The following is a 13,602-nucleotide window of genomic DNA, read 5'->3' on the forward strand; positions in this document are numbered from 1 at the left end:
AGACAGGAGGAAGCAATGAGCGAAGCGAGCGATTCGAAGTCATCCACGGTGCGGGAGCTGGGCCATTTCATCGACGGTCGACGGGTCGCCGGCACCAGCGGGTCGTTTTCCGACGTATTCGATCCCGCGCAAGGGCGCGTATCCGCGCGCGTGCCGGTCGCGACGCCGGACGAAGTTGCCGCCGCCGTGAGCGCGGCACAAGCCGCATTCCCGGCCTGGAGCGAAACGCCACCGCTGCTTCGCGCGCGCCTGATGTTCAAGTTCAAGGCGCTGCTCGAGACGCACGCCGACGAAGTCGCGGAGCTCATTACCCGCGATCACGGCAAGCTGTTCGACGATGCCAGGGGTGAAGTGTCGCGAGGTCTGGAGATCGTGGAATTCGCCTGCGGCATTCCCGACCTGCTCAAGACCGACTTCACCGATCAGACCGGCGTGGGCATCGACGCATGGAATCTGCGTCAGCCGCTCGGCGTTGCGGTGGGCGTCACGCCGTTCAATTTTCCGGTGGTCGTGCCGTGCTGGATGTTCGTCATGGCAACGGCCACGGGCAATACCTTCATCCTCAAGCCCTCCGAGCGCACGCCATCGGCGTCCATACGGCTCGCCGAACTGTTCTTCGAGGCGGGCTTCCCGAAAGGCGTCTTCAACGTCGTGCATGGAAGCAGGGAGGTCGTCGACGCGCTGATGGCCCACCCCGACGTGAAGGCAGTGTCGGCTGTCGCCTCGACGCCCGTGGCCGAGTACATCTATACGGAAAGCGCAAGGCACGCCAAGCGCGTGCAGGCGCTTGGCAGCGCAAAGAATCACCTGGTCGTGATGCCCGATGCCAATCTCGACCAGACGATCGATGCCTTGATCAACTCGTCGTATGGCTCGGCAGGCGAACGCTGCATGGCGACATCGGTGGCCGTGGCGGTCGGCGCTATCGGCGATGAACTGGTCGAGCGCCTCATTCCGCGCGTGCGCTCGCTCAGGATCGGCGGCGGCATGGAGCCCGATCTGGACATGGGTCCGCTCATCAGCGCCGCTCATCGCAGCAAGGTCACACGTTATATCGAAGCCGGCGTCGCGGCGGGCGCCAGGCTGCTGGTCGATGGCCGTGGACACACCGTGCGCGGCCACGAGGAAGGATTCTTTCTCGGCGGTTCGCTCTTCGATGACGTGACGCCCGACATGAGCATCTATCGCGAAGAGATTTTCGGGCCGGTGCTGTCGGTCGTGCGCGTACCCGATCTCGCCAGCGCCATCGCGCTCGTCAACGCGCACGAACTGGGCAATTGCGTATCCCTCTACACCTCGGACGGCGCCGCTGCGCGCGCCTTCTCTCGCCAGATCCAGGTGGGCATGGTGGGCATCAATGTTCCCAGCCCGGTGCCGTCGGCGTGGCATTCGTTCGGCGGCTGGAAGCGCTCGCTGTTTGGCGATCATCACACCCACGGAGAAGAAGCCGTGCGCTTCTACACGAACTACAAGAGCGTCATCCAGCGCTGGCCGGATAACGCCGGCAGAGACCGTTGAGCTGCGTCGCGCGCTCACAGATACTCGACATTCCCATCGACGCTGATTGCCTGTCCCGTGATATTGCGGGCCGCCGGCGATGCAAGAAAAAGCGCCATCGCGGAGATGTCGTCGACCGTGACCATGCGCCGCAGCGAGATCTTCTTCAGATACTCGTCACGCATCGCCGTCTCGCTCACACCGAGCGATTCGGCGCGTGCCGCGATCACGCGATCCATCCGCTCGCCCTCCACCACGCCCGGCAGAATGGCGTTGACCCGGATGTCGCTGGGCCCCAGTTCGACGGCCAGGGATCGCGTAAGTCCAACCAGCGCCCACTTCGTGGCGGCATACGGCGTGCGAAATGCGTAGCCGAGCCTTCCTGCAACGGACGACATCGTAATGATGCCCGCACGCTGCGAAGTCGCTTTCATCAGCGGCACGGCCTTGCGCAGGAAGTTGAACTGCCCGTTCAGGTTCGTCGTGACGGTTTGCTCCCATTGCTGCGCGTCGATTTCTTCGATGGCTCCGGTCGGCCCTGCAATGCCGGCGTTGTTGATCAGCAGATCCAGTCCGCCCAGCGCGCGTTCGGCCAGGGCCGTGACCTGCCCGACCTGAGCCGCATCGCTGACATCCGCAACGCAGCCGTACAACGAAGCGCTCGCCGAGGTGAAGCGCTCGACGGCGGCCGCATCGACATCGCAGATCACGACTTGCGCGTCCACGTCAACAAAGGCGCGGGCCATCGCCGCGCCGATGCCCGAGGCCGCGCCGGTGATCAACACCCGCAGACCCGGCTGCGGCTTCAACAGTTCGAAAGGTTTCATGGCAAGGAGAAAGTTCTAGAGCGTCATGCCGCCGGACACTTCGATGACGGCGCCATTGATGTAGCTCGCCTCGTCGCTCGCCAGGAAGGCGTAGACGTTCGCGACCTCGTCAGCTGTCCCGAGCCGGGCCAGGGGAACCTGCTCGCGCATCTTGCGCAGCACGTCTTCGGGAATCGTCGACAGGATGGCCGTGTCGATAAAGCCGGGCGCGACCGCGTTCACACGAATGCCCTTCGGACCCAGTTCACGGCTCCATGTCTTCGTGAATCCGATCACGCCGAATTTCGATGCGGCGTAGTTGGTCTGCCCGAAGTTGCCATGGATGCCCACGACCGAACTCGCGTTCAGGATTACGCCCGAACCGCGCGCGACCATCCCGTGTGAAACCGCCTGACTCAGGTGGAAGACTCCGCGCAGATTGACGTCGATGACAGCGTCGAACTGGTCGAGCGTCATCTTCTGGAGACGTGCATCGCGCGTGATGCCTGCGTTGTTCACCAGCACGTCGATCCGGCCGAAGCGATCGAGCACGCTCGCGATCACTTCGTCCACGCCGTGCCGGTCGGTCGTATCGAGGCAGTACGCCGCCGTCTGCGCGCCTGCGTTCGTACATGCTTCGGTGATCGCGTTGAGCGAGGATGGGTTGATATCGCACGCGACGACCATCGCGCCTTCGCGCGCGAACTTGAGCGCTGTGGCGGCGCCGATGCCCTGCCCCGCGCCCGTGATCAACGCAACCTTGTCTTGTAGTCTCATGTCTTTTTTTCTCTGGCGTCAGTGGTTCAGGAATGCACGCCGGCAGCGCTGGCGTTGCCAGGCGGCGGCGACGCTTCGGCTTCGCGGCGAATGGCCCGGGCGAACACCGGCACCAGCAGCAGGCCGAGCAAGGATGCCACCAGGATGATGTAAAAGCCGGAGTCGCTGCGTCCGGTGACGGTCTCAGTCAGTCCGAACAGATACGGTCCGACGAAGCCGCCGATCAGCCCGATCGTATTGATGAATGCGAGCCCAGCCGCCGCCTGAATGCCGTGCAACCGCTTCATCGCAATCGACCAGTACGAGGGCAGCACGCCGCCGGCAAAGAACGCGGTGACCGCAAGCAGCACCATGCGCGCCGCGGGGCTCGATGTAGCGATGAACGCGCACGCACCGGCGATGAGTCCGACCGTGAGCATGCCCAGAAACGCGCAGTCATTGCCGTAGCGCCGATGAATCCGCGGCAGCACGAGCACGCCTAGCAGGAAGCCGAGACCCACACTCGCGGACAGCACGCCGACGAGCAATGGCGTCTTCACATGCATCTGCTGGATCATCGAGGGCGCGAAGAAATACAGACCGACGAACGCGACCTGATTGAGGAAGTAGATCAGTCCCATCAGCACCGTCGTGGGACGCTTCAATGCGGCCATCCAGTCGGATGAGGTCAGCTCGGGATGAGCGTGCGCATCGGCGGCGGCGCGCGCTTCAAGCACGCGGGCTTCATCGACGGACAGCCAGCGCGCATCGCGCGGACGTTCCGGCATCTTGAAGAACAGCAGGATGCCCACCAGCACGCTCGGAATGCCTTCGATCATGAACATCCATTGCCAGCCATGCAGGCCGCCCAGGCCGTTCATCTGCATGAGCGCCCCGCCGAGCGGGCTGCCGAGCATCAGTGCGAGCGCCGGCGCGATATAGATCCAGCCCACCACGACAGGCTTGTCGTTCGGTGCGAACCACAACGTGACCATGTACATCAGCGCCGGGAACAGTCCGGCTTCGGCGATGCCCAGCAACACGCGCAGCACGTAGAACGACCACTCGCCCTGCACGAACATCATCGCGGTGGAGAGAATGCCCCATGTCACCGCGATGCGCGCAATCCATCGACGCGGCCCGACCCGGTGCGCCGCGAGATTGCTCGGCACTTCCAGCAGCGCATAGCCGATGAAGAAGATGCCCGAGCCCAGTCCGTATGCGGCCGCGCTGATGCCGACATCGATGGCAAGTTGCGCCTTCGCGAGCGCCACGTTCGTGCGATCCAGGAACGACATGAAGTAGATCGCACACATGAGGGGAATCAGCCGCTGCATCGCCTTGTGCGTGGCGACGCGATGCAGCTTGTCGAGATCGTCGATGAGGTTCATGGTGTCTCCAGGATGGGTCTGCGCCCTGTCTTTGAATATCGAAAGTCTTACGGTGCAACCGTGTCGCGTCCTTTCAGGCCGAGCATGGCGCGCGCATCGTCCGGTGTGGCGATCTCGAACGACAGCTCTTCGAGGATGCGGCGGATCTTGCGCACTTGCTGCGCATTCGATTCGGCCTTGACGCCTTTCGCGATGTAGACGCTATCCTCCAGCCCGACGCGGACATTGCCGCCGAGAATGGCGCTCATCGTGACGAGCGGCATCTGATGACGGCCCGCGCCGAGCACCGAGAAGTGATAGTTCTCGCGTCCGAACAGCCGGTCGGCCGTGGTGCGCATCACGGTCATGTTCTCGGGGTCCGCACCCATGCCGCCCAGAATGCCGAACACCGACTGAATGAAGAACGGCGGCTTGATCAAGCCCTGATCGACGAAATGCGCGAGATTGTAGAGGTGGCCGAGGTCATAGCATTCGAACTCGAAGCGCGTCCCCCGCCCGCCCAGTTCGAGCAGGATGTGGCGGATGTCCTTGAAGGTGTTGCGGAAGATCCCGTCCTCCATGCCTTCGACATAAGCCTTCTCCCAGTCGTAGCGCCATGACGACACCTTCGCTGCGAGCGGATGGATCGAGAAGTTCATCGATCCCATATTGAGCGAACACATCTCCGGCGCGGCGAGCAAGGGATAAGCGAGCCGTTCCTCGAGCGTCATGCGGGTGCTGCCGCCGGTCGTGATGTTGATGACCGCGTCCGTCGCTTCCGCAATCGCCGGCACGAACTGGCGGAAGATGTCAGGACTGGGCGTCGGGCGGCCATCGTGCGGATCGCGTGCATGAAGATGGATGATCGCGGCGCCTGCCGCGGCGGCCTCGATCGCCTGATCGCGGATCTGGGCGGGGGTGATCGGCAGATGCTCCGACATAGTCGGCACATGCGTCGCGCCGGTCACAGCGCAAGAAATAATGACCTTGCGGGCGGAATCGCTCATCGGTGTGTCCTTGTCTCCGTTTTTTGGGTCGGCCGCTCGCACGGAGTGGCGCCTTGTGACCGGAATGTTATTGAGATAGCATGCCCGGGGAAAGGTCTTTTTCGGACACCCGGACGTCATCAGAGGACATTGGAAAACACCAGGCAAGCATGGCTACCATCCGACCGCCGTTGAACGAACGCATGTTCGCGCCTTACAAGATCGCCGCGCTGGTCGAGGTGCTCGAAGAGCAAGGGATTGCGCCCGAAGACAGCCTGAACGGCTCGGGCGTCACCGTGGGTGAACTCCAGGACGCATCGGTGCTGACTTCGGTCGGCCAGTACGCCACCGTCTGCCGCAATGCGGTCCTGCTCGGCTGCGAACCGGCGACGCCGTTCAAGGTGGGCCGCAAGCTGCATTTGTCGGCATACGGCATGTACGGCTATGCGCTGATGTCGTGTCTGTCGTTGCGGGACTATTTCAAGCTGGGCGTGAAGTACCACAGCCTGGCCACGCCTACGGTTGCGATCGAATGGACCGAGTATCCGGATCGCATGGTGTGGACGTTTCCCGACGCGTTCGTTTCGAGTCCGTCGCGCGAGTTGCGCGAATTCATCATCGAGCAGCAATACACCCAGCACGTGACACATCTTCAGGACGTGGCGGGCGGACTCTGCCCGCCGGTGAGAGCATGTTTCTCGTACGCCGCGCCCTTGCACGCGGACATCTACCCCGAGTATCTCGGATGCGAATGTCTCTTTGGACAGGACCAGTGCGAGCTGATTTACGACAGCGCTATCCTCGGCCGCAAGCCGCAACTGGCTCATCCGCTGACGACGGCCATGCTCCAGGAGACCTGCGACCGCCTGATTGGACAGGCGAAGACATCGAGCGGCATCTCGGGCGAGGTGTATCAGAGCCTGATGTCCACGCCCGGAAGCTTTCCGGACATGGAAGCCGTCGCGAAATCGATGCATCTGACTTCACGCACGCTCAGGCGGCGGCTGAATGACGAAGGCACGACGTTTCAGGCTATCGTCGATGATGTCAAACGCTCGCTTGCGCTCGAATATCTCAGGACGACCAAGATGAGTACGGAAGATATCGCGATGCTGCTCGGCTTCAGCGACGCGGCGAATTTTCGCCGGGCGCTGAAGCGGTGGACTGGCAAGGGAGTTGAGGATTTGCGTGATTGATTCACGATGGTTTTTGCTGTCGCAGTAGAGTAGCCATGTCCCTGGACAACGATGACGGAGTGCTTCCGGCGAGATCGAAGCCATTACTCCTGCGCGGCGGCGCTGACCGAAATGACGCTCGCCTGATCCCCCGCGAGCAGCAACTGCGGAACCTGCGAAAAGCTCCACGGTCCCGTGCCGTTGGTTCGGTCGAGGACCCACACCAGATCGAAACGGTCGCCCGGCCAGCTCAATGGACAGACGCCGTCGCGACCAAGAATCGCCGCTGCAATGGCGGGAATGTAGTGGCCGCGCATGCGCATCGTAAGTTGCGACGCGGCCGTTGATCGCAGCAAGCTTCTCGTTCGAACTGGTTCAACGTGGGCGTTTGCCGCGGCCGCCCACGGGTTTGTCCGCTGGCTTGCGGGACGCCGCAGACGCTTTGCCGGCCGGTTTGCTCCGCGGCTTTGCTACGCTGAACGGGTTCGGGCCGGACAGGCTGGTGTCTTCACCCCCAGCCGCTGCTTGCCACACCTTGGGCTTTTTCGGCTTCTTCGGTTTCTTGATGATCTGGCCCGTCGCACTGGTTTCCGGTACGCGGTGATCGGCTTCGAACCCCGGCACCTCTTCGCGACGCAACGTTTGCCCGATCAATGCTTCGATCGCGGCCAGCTGCGGCGCTTCATCGGCACAGACGAGGGACACGGCCACGCCGCTCGATCCCGCCCGCCCGGTACGGCCAATACGATGAACATAGTCTTGCGGCTTGATCGGCAGATCGACGTTGATCACAAGCGGCAATGCATCGATGTCCAGCCCGCGCGCGGCGACGTCGGTGGCAACCAGCATCTGTACCTCGCCCGTCTTGAACCGCTCCAGCGCACGCAAACGCGCGGGCTGCGGCTTGTCGCCGTGGATGGTGTCCACCGCGTAACCGGCTTCGTCCAGCATGACCGACAGATAGTCCGCGCCGTTGCGGGTCTTGACGAACACCAGCGCGTGCGTCCACTTCTTCTCGGCTACGAGGTGCATGAAGAGATCGGGCTTGTTCCGCTTATCGACCGGCACCACCCATTGCCTGATCTTGCTTGCAGTGACATTGGGCGGGCTGACGCTGATATCGACCGGGCTGCGCAGAAGACTCGCCGCCATGGCGCGGATCTCGTCGGTGAAGGTGGCGGAGAACAAGAGGGTCTGCCGCGCGGCAGGCAAGGCGGCGCAGACCGCGTCGAGTTCGCGCGCGAAACCCAGGTCGAGCATGCGATCGGCTTCGTCGAGCACGAGCGTTTCCACCTGATCGAACTGCACCGCGTTCTGACGATGGAGATCCAGCAGACGGCCGGGCGTGGCGACGAGCACATCCACGCCCTTGCGCAACTTCATCATCTGCGGGTTGATGCTGACACCGCCGTAAGCCGCGAGGAAGCGTAGATCGAGCCCTGCGCCGTAATCAGTGAAGCTTTGCAGCACTTGCTCAGCCAGCTCACGCGTGGGCACCAGCACCAGCACGCGCGCACGGTTGCTCGACACCCTTGGGCCTTGTTGCACCAGCCGTTGCAGCAGCGGCAGAGCAAATCCCGCCGTCTTGCCTGTCCCGGTCTGGGCCGAAGCCATGACGTCACGGCCATCGAGCACGGCCGGAATCGCCTTGAGCTGGATTGGCGTGGGTGTCTGGTAGTTGAGACGCTGCGCGTTTTTCAGCAGCGGGTCGATCAGACCAAGCGAGGCGAACGACATGAACGGAATCCGGGCGAAAGCCGCCATTTTAACGGCTGCACCCGCCAGGATTGAACCGCCGTCCGGGCGACCGTGCGCGATGTGGGCATGCGCCCGGAGCCCGTCAAGCCTTCTCGCCCGCGGCCCTGGATCTGAACCGGTCACGATACTCCGCGGGATTGATTTGCAAGCGGCGCAGGAACGTGCGGCGAAATCCGTCGGTATCGTCAAAGCCGCAGCGGCGGGCAATCTCACGCGGCGGTAGTTCGGTCGCCTCGAGATAGCGCCGCGCGGCGTCGATTCGCGCATTGGCGAGGAAGGTCATGGGCGTGATGCCGCAGTCCTTCGAAAAGATCCGCGACAGGTTGCGGGCACTCATATGCACGCGCTCGGCGAGCGAGGTCACCGAATGACCGACATGCAGGTTATCGAGCATGTATTGCTGCACCGCGACCGTTTGCGATCCCGGCGACGCCTGCGTTTCCAGCAGCGGACTGAATTGCGACTGGCCGCCCGCGCGCCGGAGATAGACGATCAGGCACTTGGCGACATCGAGCGCCAGCTGCCGCACGAAGTCGTCCTCGATCATCGCGAGCGACAGGTCGATGCCCGCCGTCACGCCCGCCGTCGTATAGATGCTGCCATCGCGGACGAAGATATGATCTGGCTCGATGCGGGCCTTCGGAAACATGCTGGCCAGACGAGGCACGTCCATCCAGTGCGTCGTCACCAGCTTGTTGTCGAGCAATCCCGCCGATCCCAGCGCAGACAGGCCGTTGCAGATCGCGGACACGCGACGGCACTGCCGATGCTGGTTCTCTTCCGGCGAAAGCCACTTCGCTTCCTTCGGCTTGTTCCTTCGGCTGAAGAGACTGGAAGAGGCACTGGGCGTCGCCCTTTTCGTGCGTCAGGCACGGGGCGTGTCCTTGACCGCGGCCGGCAATGTGATGCTCGAACCCGTGCGGCACTGTGTGGCGCGGCACGAGCAGATGCATGCGGATCTCTCGCCCTACGCGCTCGGATTGACGACGCACCTGACCTTCTTCGCCAACAACGTCGTCAATTTCCATCTGCCGGACGACCTCGCCCGCTTCTTCGCTGCACGTCCGTCCGTGCGCATCACCCTGGAAGAGCGGCTCGGCACCGACATCATCGTGGCGGTCCTGCAGGGTCGCGCTGACCTGGGTGTGGTGGCGGTCGACTCGGACCATCCCGATCTCGAGTTCCCGCCCTATCGCGAAGACCGCTTCGTCGTGGTGGCGCCGTCAGAAAGCCGGCTGGCGCGGCGTGGCGCGGTGCGCTTCACCGAGTGCTTCGGCGAGCCGTGGATATGCCAGCAAAATGGCTCGGCGCTTCACACCTATCTCATGAGTCAGGCCGCTGCGCTGGGCGGCGGCCTCGGCGTACGGGTGCAAGTCGCAAGTTTCGATGCGGTGCTGCGACTGGTTGCGTCGGGCGCCGGCATCAGCATCGTTCCGGGATCCGCGATCGGCAAACGGAAACCGGGGAACGTCACCGTCGTGGAACTGAAGGAGCCCTGGGCGGCCCGTCATCATCGGGTCTGCTTTCGCAAAGGCGCACTCGTCGGGAACAGGCACCTCGTCGATCTCGTGGAGACGCTTTGCGGGCCCCGAGGCGTGGCTCGGGTCGCGGCAGGAAGGTGAATCAAGTACGCTCGTCGCCTCAGTTTTTCTCACCCACGGCATCGAGAATCAGATCTGCGACTTCCTTCGGATGCGATATCAGCACGATGTGGCTCGCCTTGATCTCGACGGTGTGCGCGTGCATGCGCCTGGCCATGAAGCGCTCTAGATCGGAATTGATGGTGCGGTCTTCGCTGGACACCACGTACCATGTCGGCTTGTCACGCCATGCGGCGACGGTCGTTCTCGCCGATGTGATTGCCCGCCCCATGGGCTGCTGAACGGCAAAGTAGGCCTTCGCTTCCGGCTTGGGGAGATCTCCCGCGAAGTCGTCGATGAACGCCTGCTCTGACAAACTGCCATAGCCGTCAACCGACCACTGCAATCCTGCCGACGCAGGCGCGGCCGGGAATGTCTTCGTGAGAGCCGTGTAGTCCTCGCCGGCATCGGGTGCGCGCGCGGCGACGTAGACGAGCCCGCATACCTTGGGATCGTCGCCCGCCTGGCTGATCACCATGCCGCCGTACGAATGAGCGACCAGCAGCGTCGGACCGTCCTGCTGGGCCAGGACGCGCTTGACGGCGGCAACGTCCGCATCCAGCGAAGTGGTCGGGTTTTGTACGGCAGTGACGTGCAGTCCTTTGGCTTGCAAGAGCGGAATGACCTTCATCCAGCTCGAACCGTCTGCGAAAAGCCCGTGCACCAACACCACGTTCCTGACCGAAGCACACGCTGAAGCCTGGCCGGTTTGCGCGAAAGCAGGACTCGCAGTGAACAGCGCGATACACGTCATGGCGGCGACCGCACATGCTTTCAACTTCATAGGGATGCTCCTCTTGATAAGACTGACAGTCAGGGCGACGTCATGCTGCGATTCGTTGCCTGGAATGCATGCACGATCGCATCCGACTCCTGCGCCGGGTATCGGTCAAATGACCGACCCGGTCAGTGGTCGGAAGCGCGGTCGTGCGCCGCGCCTGAATCGTCGATACACGCTCCTTGTCGACGATCCAGGTAACCGCCCGGATCTTCCGCCGGCGCCTGACCACGACCGCTGACGGCAATGCTGTAGTGGACCATCGCACTGGCCAACACGCCCAGTGAGCCGATCGTTTCCAGGATGTCTCCGAGCATGGCTCTCTCCCTGAAGTGCGCTTAGACGCCTGCCTGCTGATGCCGCCACTCTTGCGTCCGTCCGCCGAACCCATAAGCAGTAGCGCGAGCGTCGATCAGATAAACGTACGAGACTTCATGGACAGCCGCGCGCAAGCCGCGCATCGCTTCGTGCACCTGGCGGATGAACTCCGCCTTTTCCGCCTTGGTATTCGTCTCGTCGGTGATGCTCACCTCGACGAAATACGATGCCGCCGACAGTTCAGCCAGGCTCTTCCCACCCACCAGCCAATCCTCATCGGCGATGTAGTCAAGCGTCACGGCCATGTCGGAAGGCTTCTTGCCGAGAATGTCCGCGGTCAACTGGCTGACCGCTTCCGCTGCTTGCCGGCCCAGCGCGCGGTCGCGGGATCCCGAGAGTTGAATAGTGATGTGAGGCATGATTCGCTCCTGTGTGTGATTGGATGCGTTCATGGTGCCCGTCTCCGACGCTCCCGAAAAGCGGGAAGATGGTCTAATATCCATCGGTAAATCCGGGGGATAAAAATGCACGCATTCGACATCGAACAGCTGAAGTCTTTTATTGCCGCGGTGGACGCGAAGAGCATCACGGCGGCCGCGCCCGCGCGCAGCCTTTCGCAATCCGCCTTGAGCGAGCAACTGGCCAAACTGGAGGCCCGCGCGGGCCAGACGCTGCTGCTGCGCGCCAAGAGCGGCGTCACGCCTACCGCCGCAGGCGTTCAACTGCTGCGCCATGCGAGGCGGATTGTCGGCTTGTCGGAGGCTGCGTGGCGCGACATGCACGAGATTCCCGAGGACATCGAGGTGGGCATCGGGGTCACGGGGTACTTCCGCAGCGCGGATCTCGGACAACTGCTCGCGCGAGCCGTGACGGACTGTCCCCGGATCCGGCTGCGCAGCCTGGTCGGCATGACGTCCGATATTCAGACAGCGTATGAGCGCGGCGAAATCGATCTTGCGTTGCTGATGAGCCTGACCGGCGCGAAGTCGCGCCGCTCGAACGACAGCACGGAGCTCGGTGTCGAGCCGCTGCAATGGGTGACGGCCGCAGGCCGCCCGGATTTGCCTCGCGGGCGCCCCGTGCCACTCGTCCTTCTGCCCGAGTTCTGTTCCCTGCATCGGTTGGCGGTGGACAGCCTGCAGAAAAAAGGCATTCCTTTCTACGTGAGTCATATCGCGTCCGGCGTCGAGGGCCTCACCGCCGCCCTGGAAGCCGGGCTCGGCGTGGGTTGTCTCAACGCCTCCGCGGCCGCGCGGCCCGGACTTCGGACCTTGTCGAAACCTGCTCTTCCGTCCCTTCCGAAGGCCCGCTTCTTCCTCAGGTCACGGCGCGAGGAGCGTTTCGATGAGAAGTCGGAATTGCAGGAATTGGCAGCGGTCGTGACCAAGCACTTTACGGAACGCGCGTAGGCCGAATCGGTTGCCGGGATAAAAGCGCGATCGCCAGTTAGCCCAACAAAATCCAAAACGCAATAAGGGTTCTGGCCGCTTGCACAGTCCTTTTTTACGTCCAACACTCTGGCATCAATCCGGCTCGCCAGATAGCTGTCCGATATACCGGACAAACGATTGCTCTGATGGAAGCATCGCCAATGCAAGACCGAGCCGGAAGCGGTTTCTCAGACCACCCCTTCGACCAGGATCTGAACATGAAGCTCGCCACCCAGGGCATCAAGGGCACCAAGGCCGTCTTGCTGCTTGCCGCAACCGCTGTGAGCGGACTCCTCGCCCTCTCCGCCTGCACGAAAGTGGCGACGCCCGAGCAGGGTTCATCCGCGGCGGCCCCCGCATCGACGCTACAAGCCGTGCTTCAGCGCGGCACGCTGCGCGTCGGCGACTGCCTCACGTTCGCGCCGTTCGGCTTCTACGACAAGGACGGCAATCCGGATGGCTATGACGTCGACCTCGCCAAGGAACTCGCGAAGCAGATGGGCGTGAAGCTCGAAGTCGTGAACACGACCAGCGCGAACCGTATCCCGAACCTGCAGACCGCCAAGGTCGATGTCGTGTTCTGCAACTTCACGCGCAACCTCGAACGCGCGAAGGTCGTCGAATTCACCTCGCCCTACGTGGTGGCCAGCGAAGCGATGCTCGTGAAGAAGCGCAGCGGCATCCAGTCGGCGAAGGACATGAGCGGGCGCACCATCGCCACGGTCAAGGGCTCGACCAACGGCGACGAAGTCCGCTCGATGGGCATCCCCGTCAAGATCCAGGAATACGACAGTTCGCAGGCGGCCATTCTCGCCGTCAAGCAAGGCCAGGCCGATGCCATGATCGAGGACAACAACTTCCTCGCGTATCAGGCAAAGCTCGATCCGGAACTGGCCGTGACCAACGAAGCACTTGTGCCGCTCGAATACAACGCGTTCGGCGTGAAGGCAGGCGACCAGGCGTGGCTCAACTACCTGAACCTGTTCCTGTTCAACATCAATGCATCGAAGCTGAATGCGCAGTTGTACAAGAAGTGGTTCGGCGTGGATCCGAAATATCCGCTCAATCCGCAGTTCTGACGCGGAGGC

At 62.8% G+C, this 13,602-nt stretch carries 15 protein-coding genes; 5 read left to right on the top strand and 10 right to left on the bottom strand.

What is annotated here, in order from left to right; genetic code table 11:
• Positions 1-15 precede the first annotated feature (15 nt).
• Positions 16-1,518, top strand: a complete 1,503-nt coding sequence (locus tag QCE69_RS38360; protein ID WP_309936025.1) for a CoA-acylating methylmalonate-semialdehyde dehydrogenase — start codon at positions 16-18, stop codon at positions 1,516-1,518.
• A gap of 14 nt (positions 1,519-1,532) precedes the next feature.
• On the opposite strand, the gene QCE69_RS38365 is transcribed toward QCE69_RS38360, so the two are convergent.
• The 4 genes from QCE69_RS38365 to QCE69_RS38380 are packed head-to-tail and all read right to left on the bottom strand — an operon-like array spanning position 1,533 to position 5,436.
• On the bottom strand, positions 1,533-2,324 hold the full coding sequence (locus tag QCE69_RS38365; RefSeq protein ID WP_309936026.1) for an SDR family oxidoreductase: 792 nt from the start codon (positions 2,322-2,324) through the stop codon (positions 1,533-1,535).
• A gap of 15 nt (positions 2,325-2,339) precedes the next feature.
• On the bottom strand, positions 2,340-3,080 hold the full coding sequence (locus tag QCE69_RS38370) for a beta-ketoacyl-ACP reductase (RefSeq protein ID WP_309936027.1): 741 nt from the start codon (positions 3,078-3,080) through the stop codon (positions 2,340-2,342).
• Between the two features lie 26 nt (positions 3,081-3,106).
• Entirely contained in the window at positions 3,107-4,450 is a 1,344-nt protein-coding gene (locus tag QCE69_RS38375; RefSeq protein WP_309927854.1) for an MFS transporter, read from the bottom strand.
• A 47-nt stretch (positions 4,451-4,497) separates the two neighbouring features.
• Positions 4,498-5,436, bottom strand: coding sequence for a 3-keto-5-aminohexanoate cleavage protein (locus QCE69_RS38380; protein WP_309927853.1), 939 nt, complete (start codon positions 5,434-5,436; stop codon positions 4,498-4,500).
• Between the two features lie 149 nt (positions 5,437-5,585).
• Between QCE69_RS38380 and QCE69_RS38385 the strand changes: the two genes are divergently transcribed.
• Positions 5,586-6,611: an AraC family transcriptional regulator gene (locus tag QCE69_RS38385; RefSeq protein ID WP_309927852.1), complete on the top strand. Its 1,026-nt coding sequence runs from the start codon at positions 5,586-5,588 to the stop codon at positions 6,609-6,611.
• An 83-nt stretch (positions 6,612-6,694) separates the two neighbouring features.
• Here the strand turns inward: QCE69_RS38385 and QCE69_RS38390 are convergent, their stop codons facing one another.
• The 3 genes from QCE69_RS38390 to QCE69_RS38400 form a co-directional block, all read right to left on the bottom strand.
• On the bottom strand, positions 6,695-6,946 hold the full coding sequence (locus tag QCE69_RS38390) for a hypothetical protein (RefSeq protein ID WP_309936028.1): 252 nt from the start codon (positions 6,944-6,946) through the stop codon (positions 6,695-6,697).
• A 19-nt stretch (positions 6,947-6,965) separates the two neighbouring features.
• The gene (locus tag QCE69_RS38395; RefSeq protein WP_309936029.1) at positions 6,966-8,327 is read right to left on the bottom strand and encodes a DEAD/DEAH box helicase; all 1,362 of its coding nucleotides are present in this window, start codon (positions 8,325-8,327) and stop codon (positions 6,966-6,968) included.
• 103 nt (positions 8,328-8,430) lie between these two features.
• Positions 8,431-9,099: a helix-turn-helix domain-containing protein gene (locus QCE69_RS38400; protein ID WP_309936030.1), complete on the bottom strand. Its 669-nt coding sequence runs from the start codon at positions 9,097-9,099 to the stop codon at positions 8,431-8,433.
• Here QCE69_RS38400 and QCE69_RS38405 point away from each other — a divergent pair.
• Entirely contained in the window at positions 9,083-9,970 is an 888-nt protein-coding gene (locus QCE69_RS38405) for a LysR family transcriptional regulator (protein WP_309936031.1), read from the top strand. The two genes, QCE69_RS38400 and QCE69_RS38405, sit on opposite strands and share 17 nt — an antisense overlap.
• Before the next feature lie 19 nt (positions 9,971-9,989).
• Here QCE69_RS38405 and QCE69_RS38410 read toward each other — a convergent pair whose 3' ends face one another.
• The 3 genes from QCE69_RS38410 to QCE69_RS38420 form a co-directional block, all read right to left on the bottom strand.
• Entirely contained in the window at positions 9,990-10,772 is a 783-nt protein-coding gene (locus tag QCE69_RS38410) for an alpha/beta hydrolase (RefSeq protein ID WP_309936032.1), read from the bottom strand.
• A 122-nt stretch (positions 10,773-10,894) separates the two neighbouring features.
• Complete coding sequence (locus QCE69_RS38415) at positions 10,895-11,083, bottom strand: hypothetical protein (protein ID WP_309927840.1); 189 nt, start codon at positions 11,081-11,083, stop codon at positions 10,895-10,897.
• Between the two features lie 21 nt (positions 11,084-11,104).
• Positions 11,105-11,503: a 4-oxalocrotonate tautomerase family protein gene (locus tag QCE69_RS38420; protein WP_309927901.1), complete on the bottom strand. Its 399-nt coding sequence runs from the start codon at positions 11,501-11,503 to the stop codon at positions 11,105-11,107.
• 105 nt (positions 11,504-11,608) lie between these two features.
• On the opposite strand from QCE69_RS38420, the gene QCE69_RS38425 reads away from it, so the two are divergent.
• Positions 11,609-12,493 carry a LysR family transcriptional regulator gene (locus tag QCE69_RS38425; RefSeq protein ID WP_309936033.1) on the top strand — a complete coding sequence of 295 codons (885 nt, stop codon included), beginning with the start codon at positions 11,609-11,611 and terminating at the stop codon, positions 12,491-12,493.
• Positions 12,494-12,732: 239 nt separating this feature from the next.
• On the top strand, positions 12,733-13,593 hold the full coding sequence (locus QCE69_RS38430; RefSeq protein ID WP_309927836.1) for a transporter substrate-binding domain-containing protein: 861 nt from the start codon (positions 12,733-12,735) through the stop codon (positions 13,591-13,593).
• The last annotated feature ends 9 nt before the right edge of the window (positions 13,594-13,602 follow it).

Source organism: Caballeronia sp. LZ032 (assembly GCF_031451315.1).
Lineage (GTDB): Bacteria > Pseudomonadota > Gammaproteobacteria > Burkholderiales > Burkholderiaceae > Caballeronia.

Bases quoted from the DNA above. Each gene is read 5' to 3' on its own strand.
- QCE69_RS38360 (WP_309936025.1), top strand. From the start codon at position 16: ATGAGCGAAGCGAGCGATTCGAAGTCATCCACGGTGCGGGAGCTGGGC.
- QCE69_RS38365 (WP_309936026.1), bottom strand. From the start codon at position 2,324: ATGAAACCTTTCGAACTGTTGAAGCCGCAGCCGGGTCTGCGGGTGTTG.
- QCE69_RS38370 (WP_309936027.1), bottom strand. From the start codon at position 3,080: ATGAGACTACAAGACAAGGTTGCGTTGATCACGGGCGCGGGGCAGGGC.
- QCE69_RS38375 (WP_309927854.1), bottom strand. From the start codon at position 4,450: ATGAACCTCATCGACGATCTCGACAAGCTGCATCGCGTCGCCACGCAC.
- QCE69_RS38380 (WP_309927853.1), bottom strand. From the start codon at position 5,436: ATGAGCGATTCCGCCCGCAAGGTCATTATTTCTTGCGCTGTGACCGGC.
- QCE69_RS38385 (WP_309927852.1), top strand. From the start codon at position 5,586: ATGGCTACCATCCGACCGCCGTTGAACGAACGCATGTTCGCGCCTTAC.
- QCE69_RS38395 (WP_309936029.1), bottom strand. From the start codon at position 8,327: ATGTCGTTCGCCTCGCTTGGTCTGATCGACCCGCTGCTGAAAAACGCG.
- QCE69_RS38410 (WP_309936032.1), bottom strand. From the start codon at position 10,772: ATGAAGTTGAAAGCATGTGCGGTCGCCGCCATGACGTGTATCGCGCTG.
- QCE69_RS38415 (WP_309927840.1), bottom strand. From the start codon at position 11,083: ATGCTCGGAGACATCCTGGAAACGATCGGCTCACTGGGCGTGTTGGCC.
- QCE69_RS38420 (WP_309927901.1), bottom strand. From the start codon at position 11,503: ATGCCTCACATCACTATTCAACTCTCGGGATCCCGCGACCGCGCGCTG.
- QCE69_RS38425 (WP_309936033.1), top strand. From the start codon at position 11,609: ATGCACGCATTCGACATCGAACAGCTGAAGTCTTTTATTGCCGCGGTG.
- QCE69_RS38430 (WP_309927836.1), top strand. From the start codon at position 12,733: ATGAAGCTCGCCACCCAGGGCATCAAGGGCACCAAGGCCGTCTTGCTG.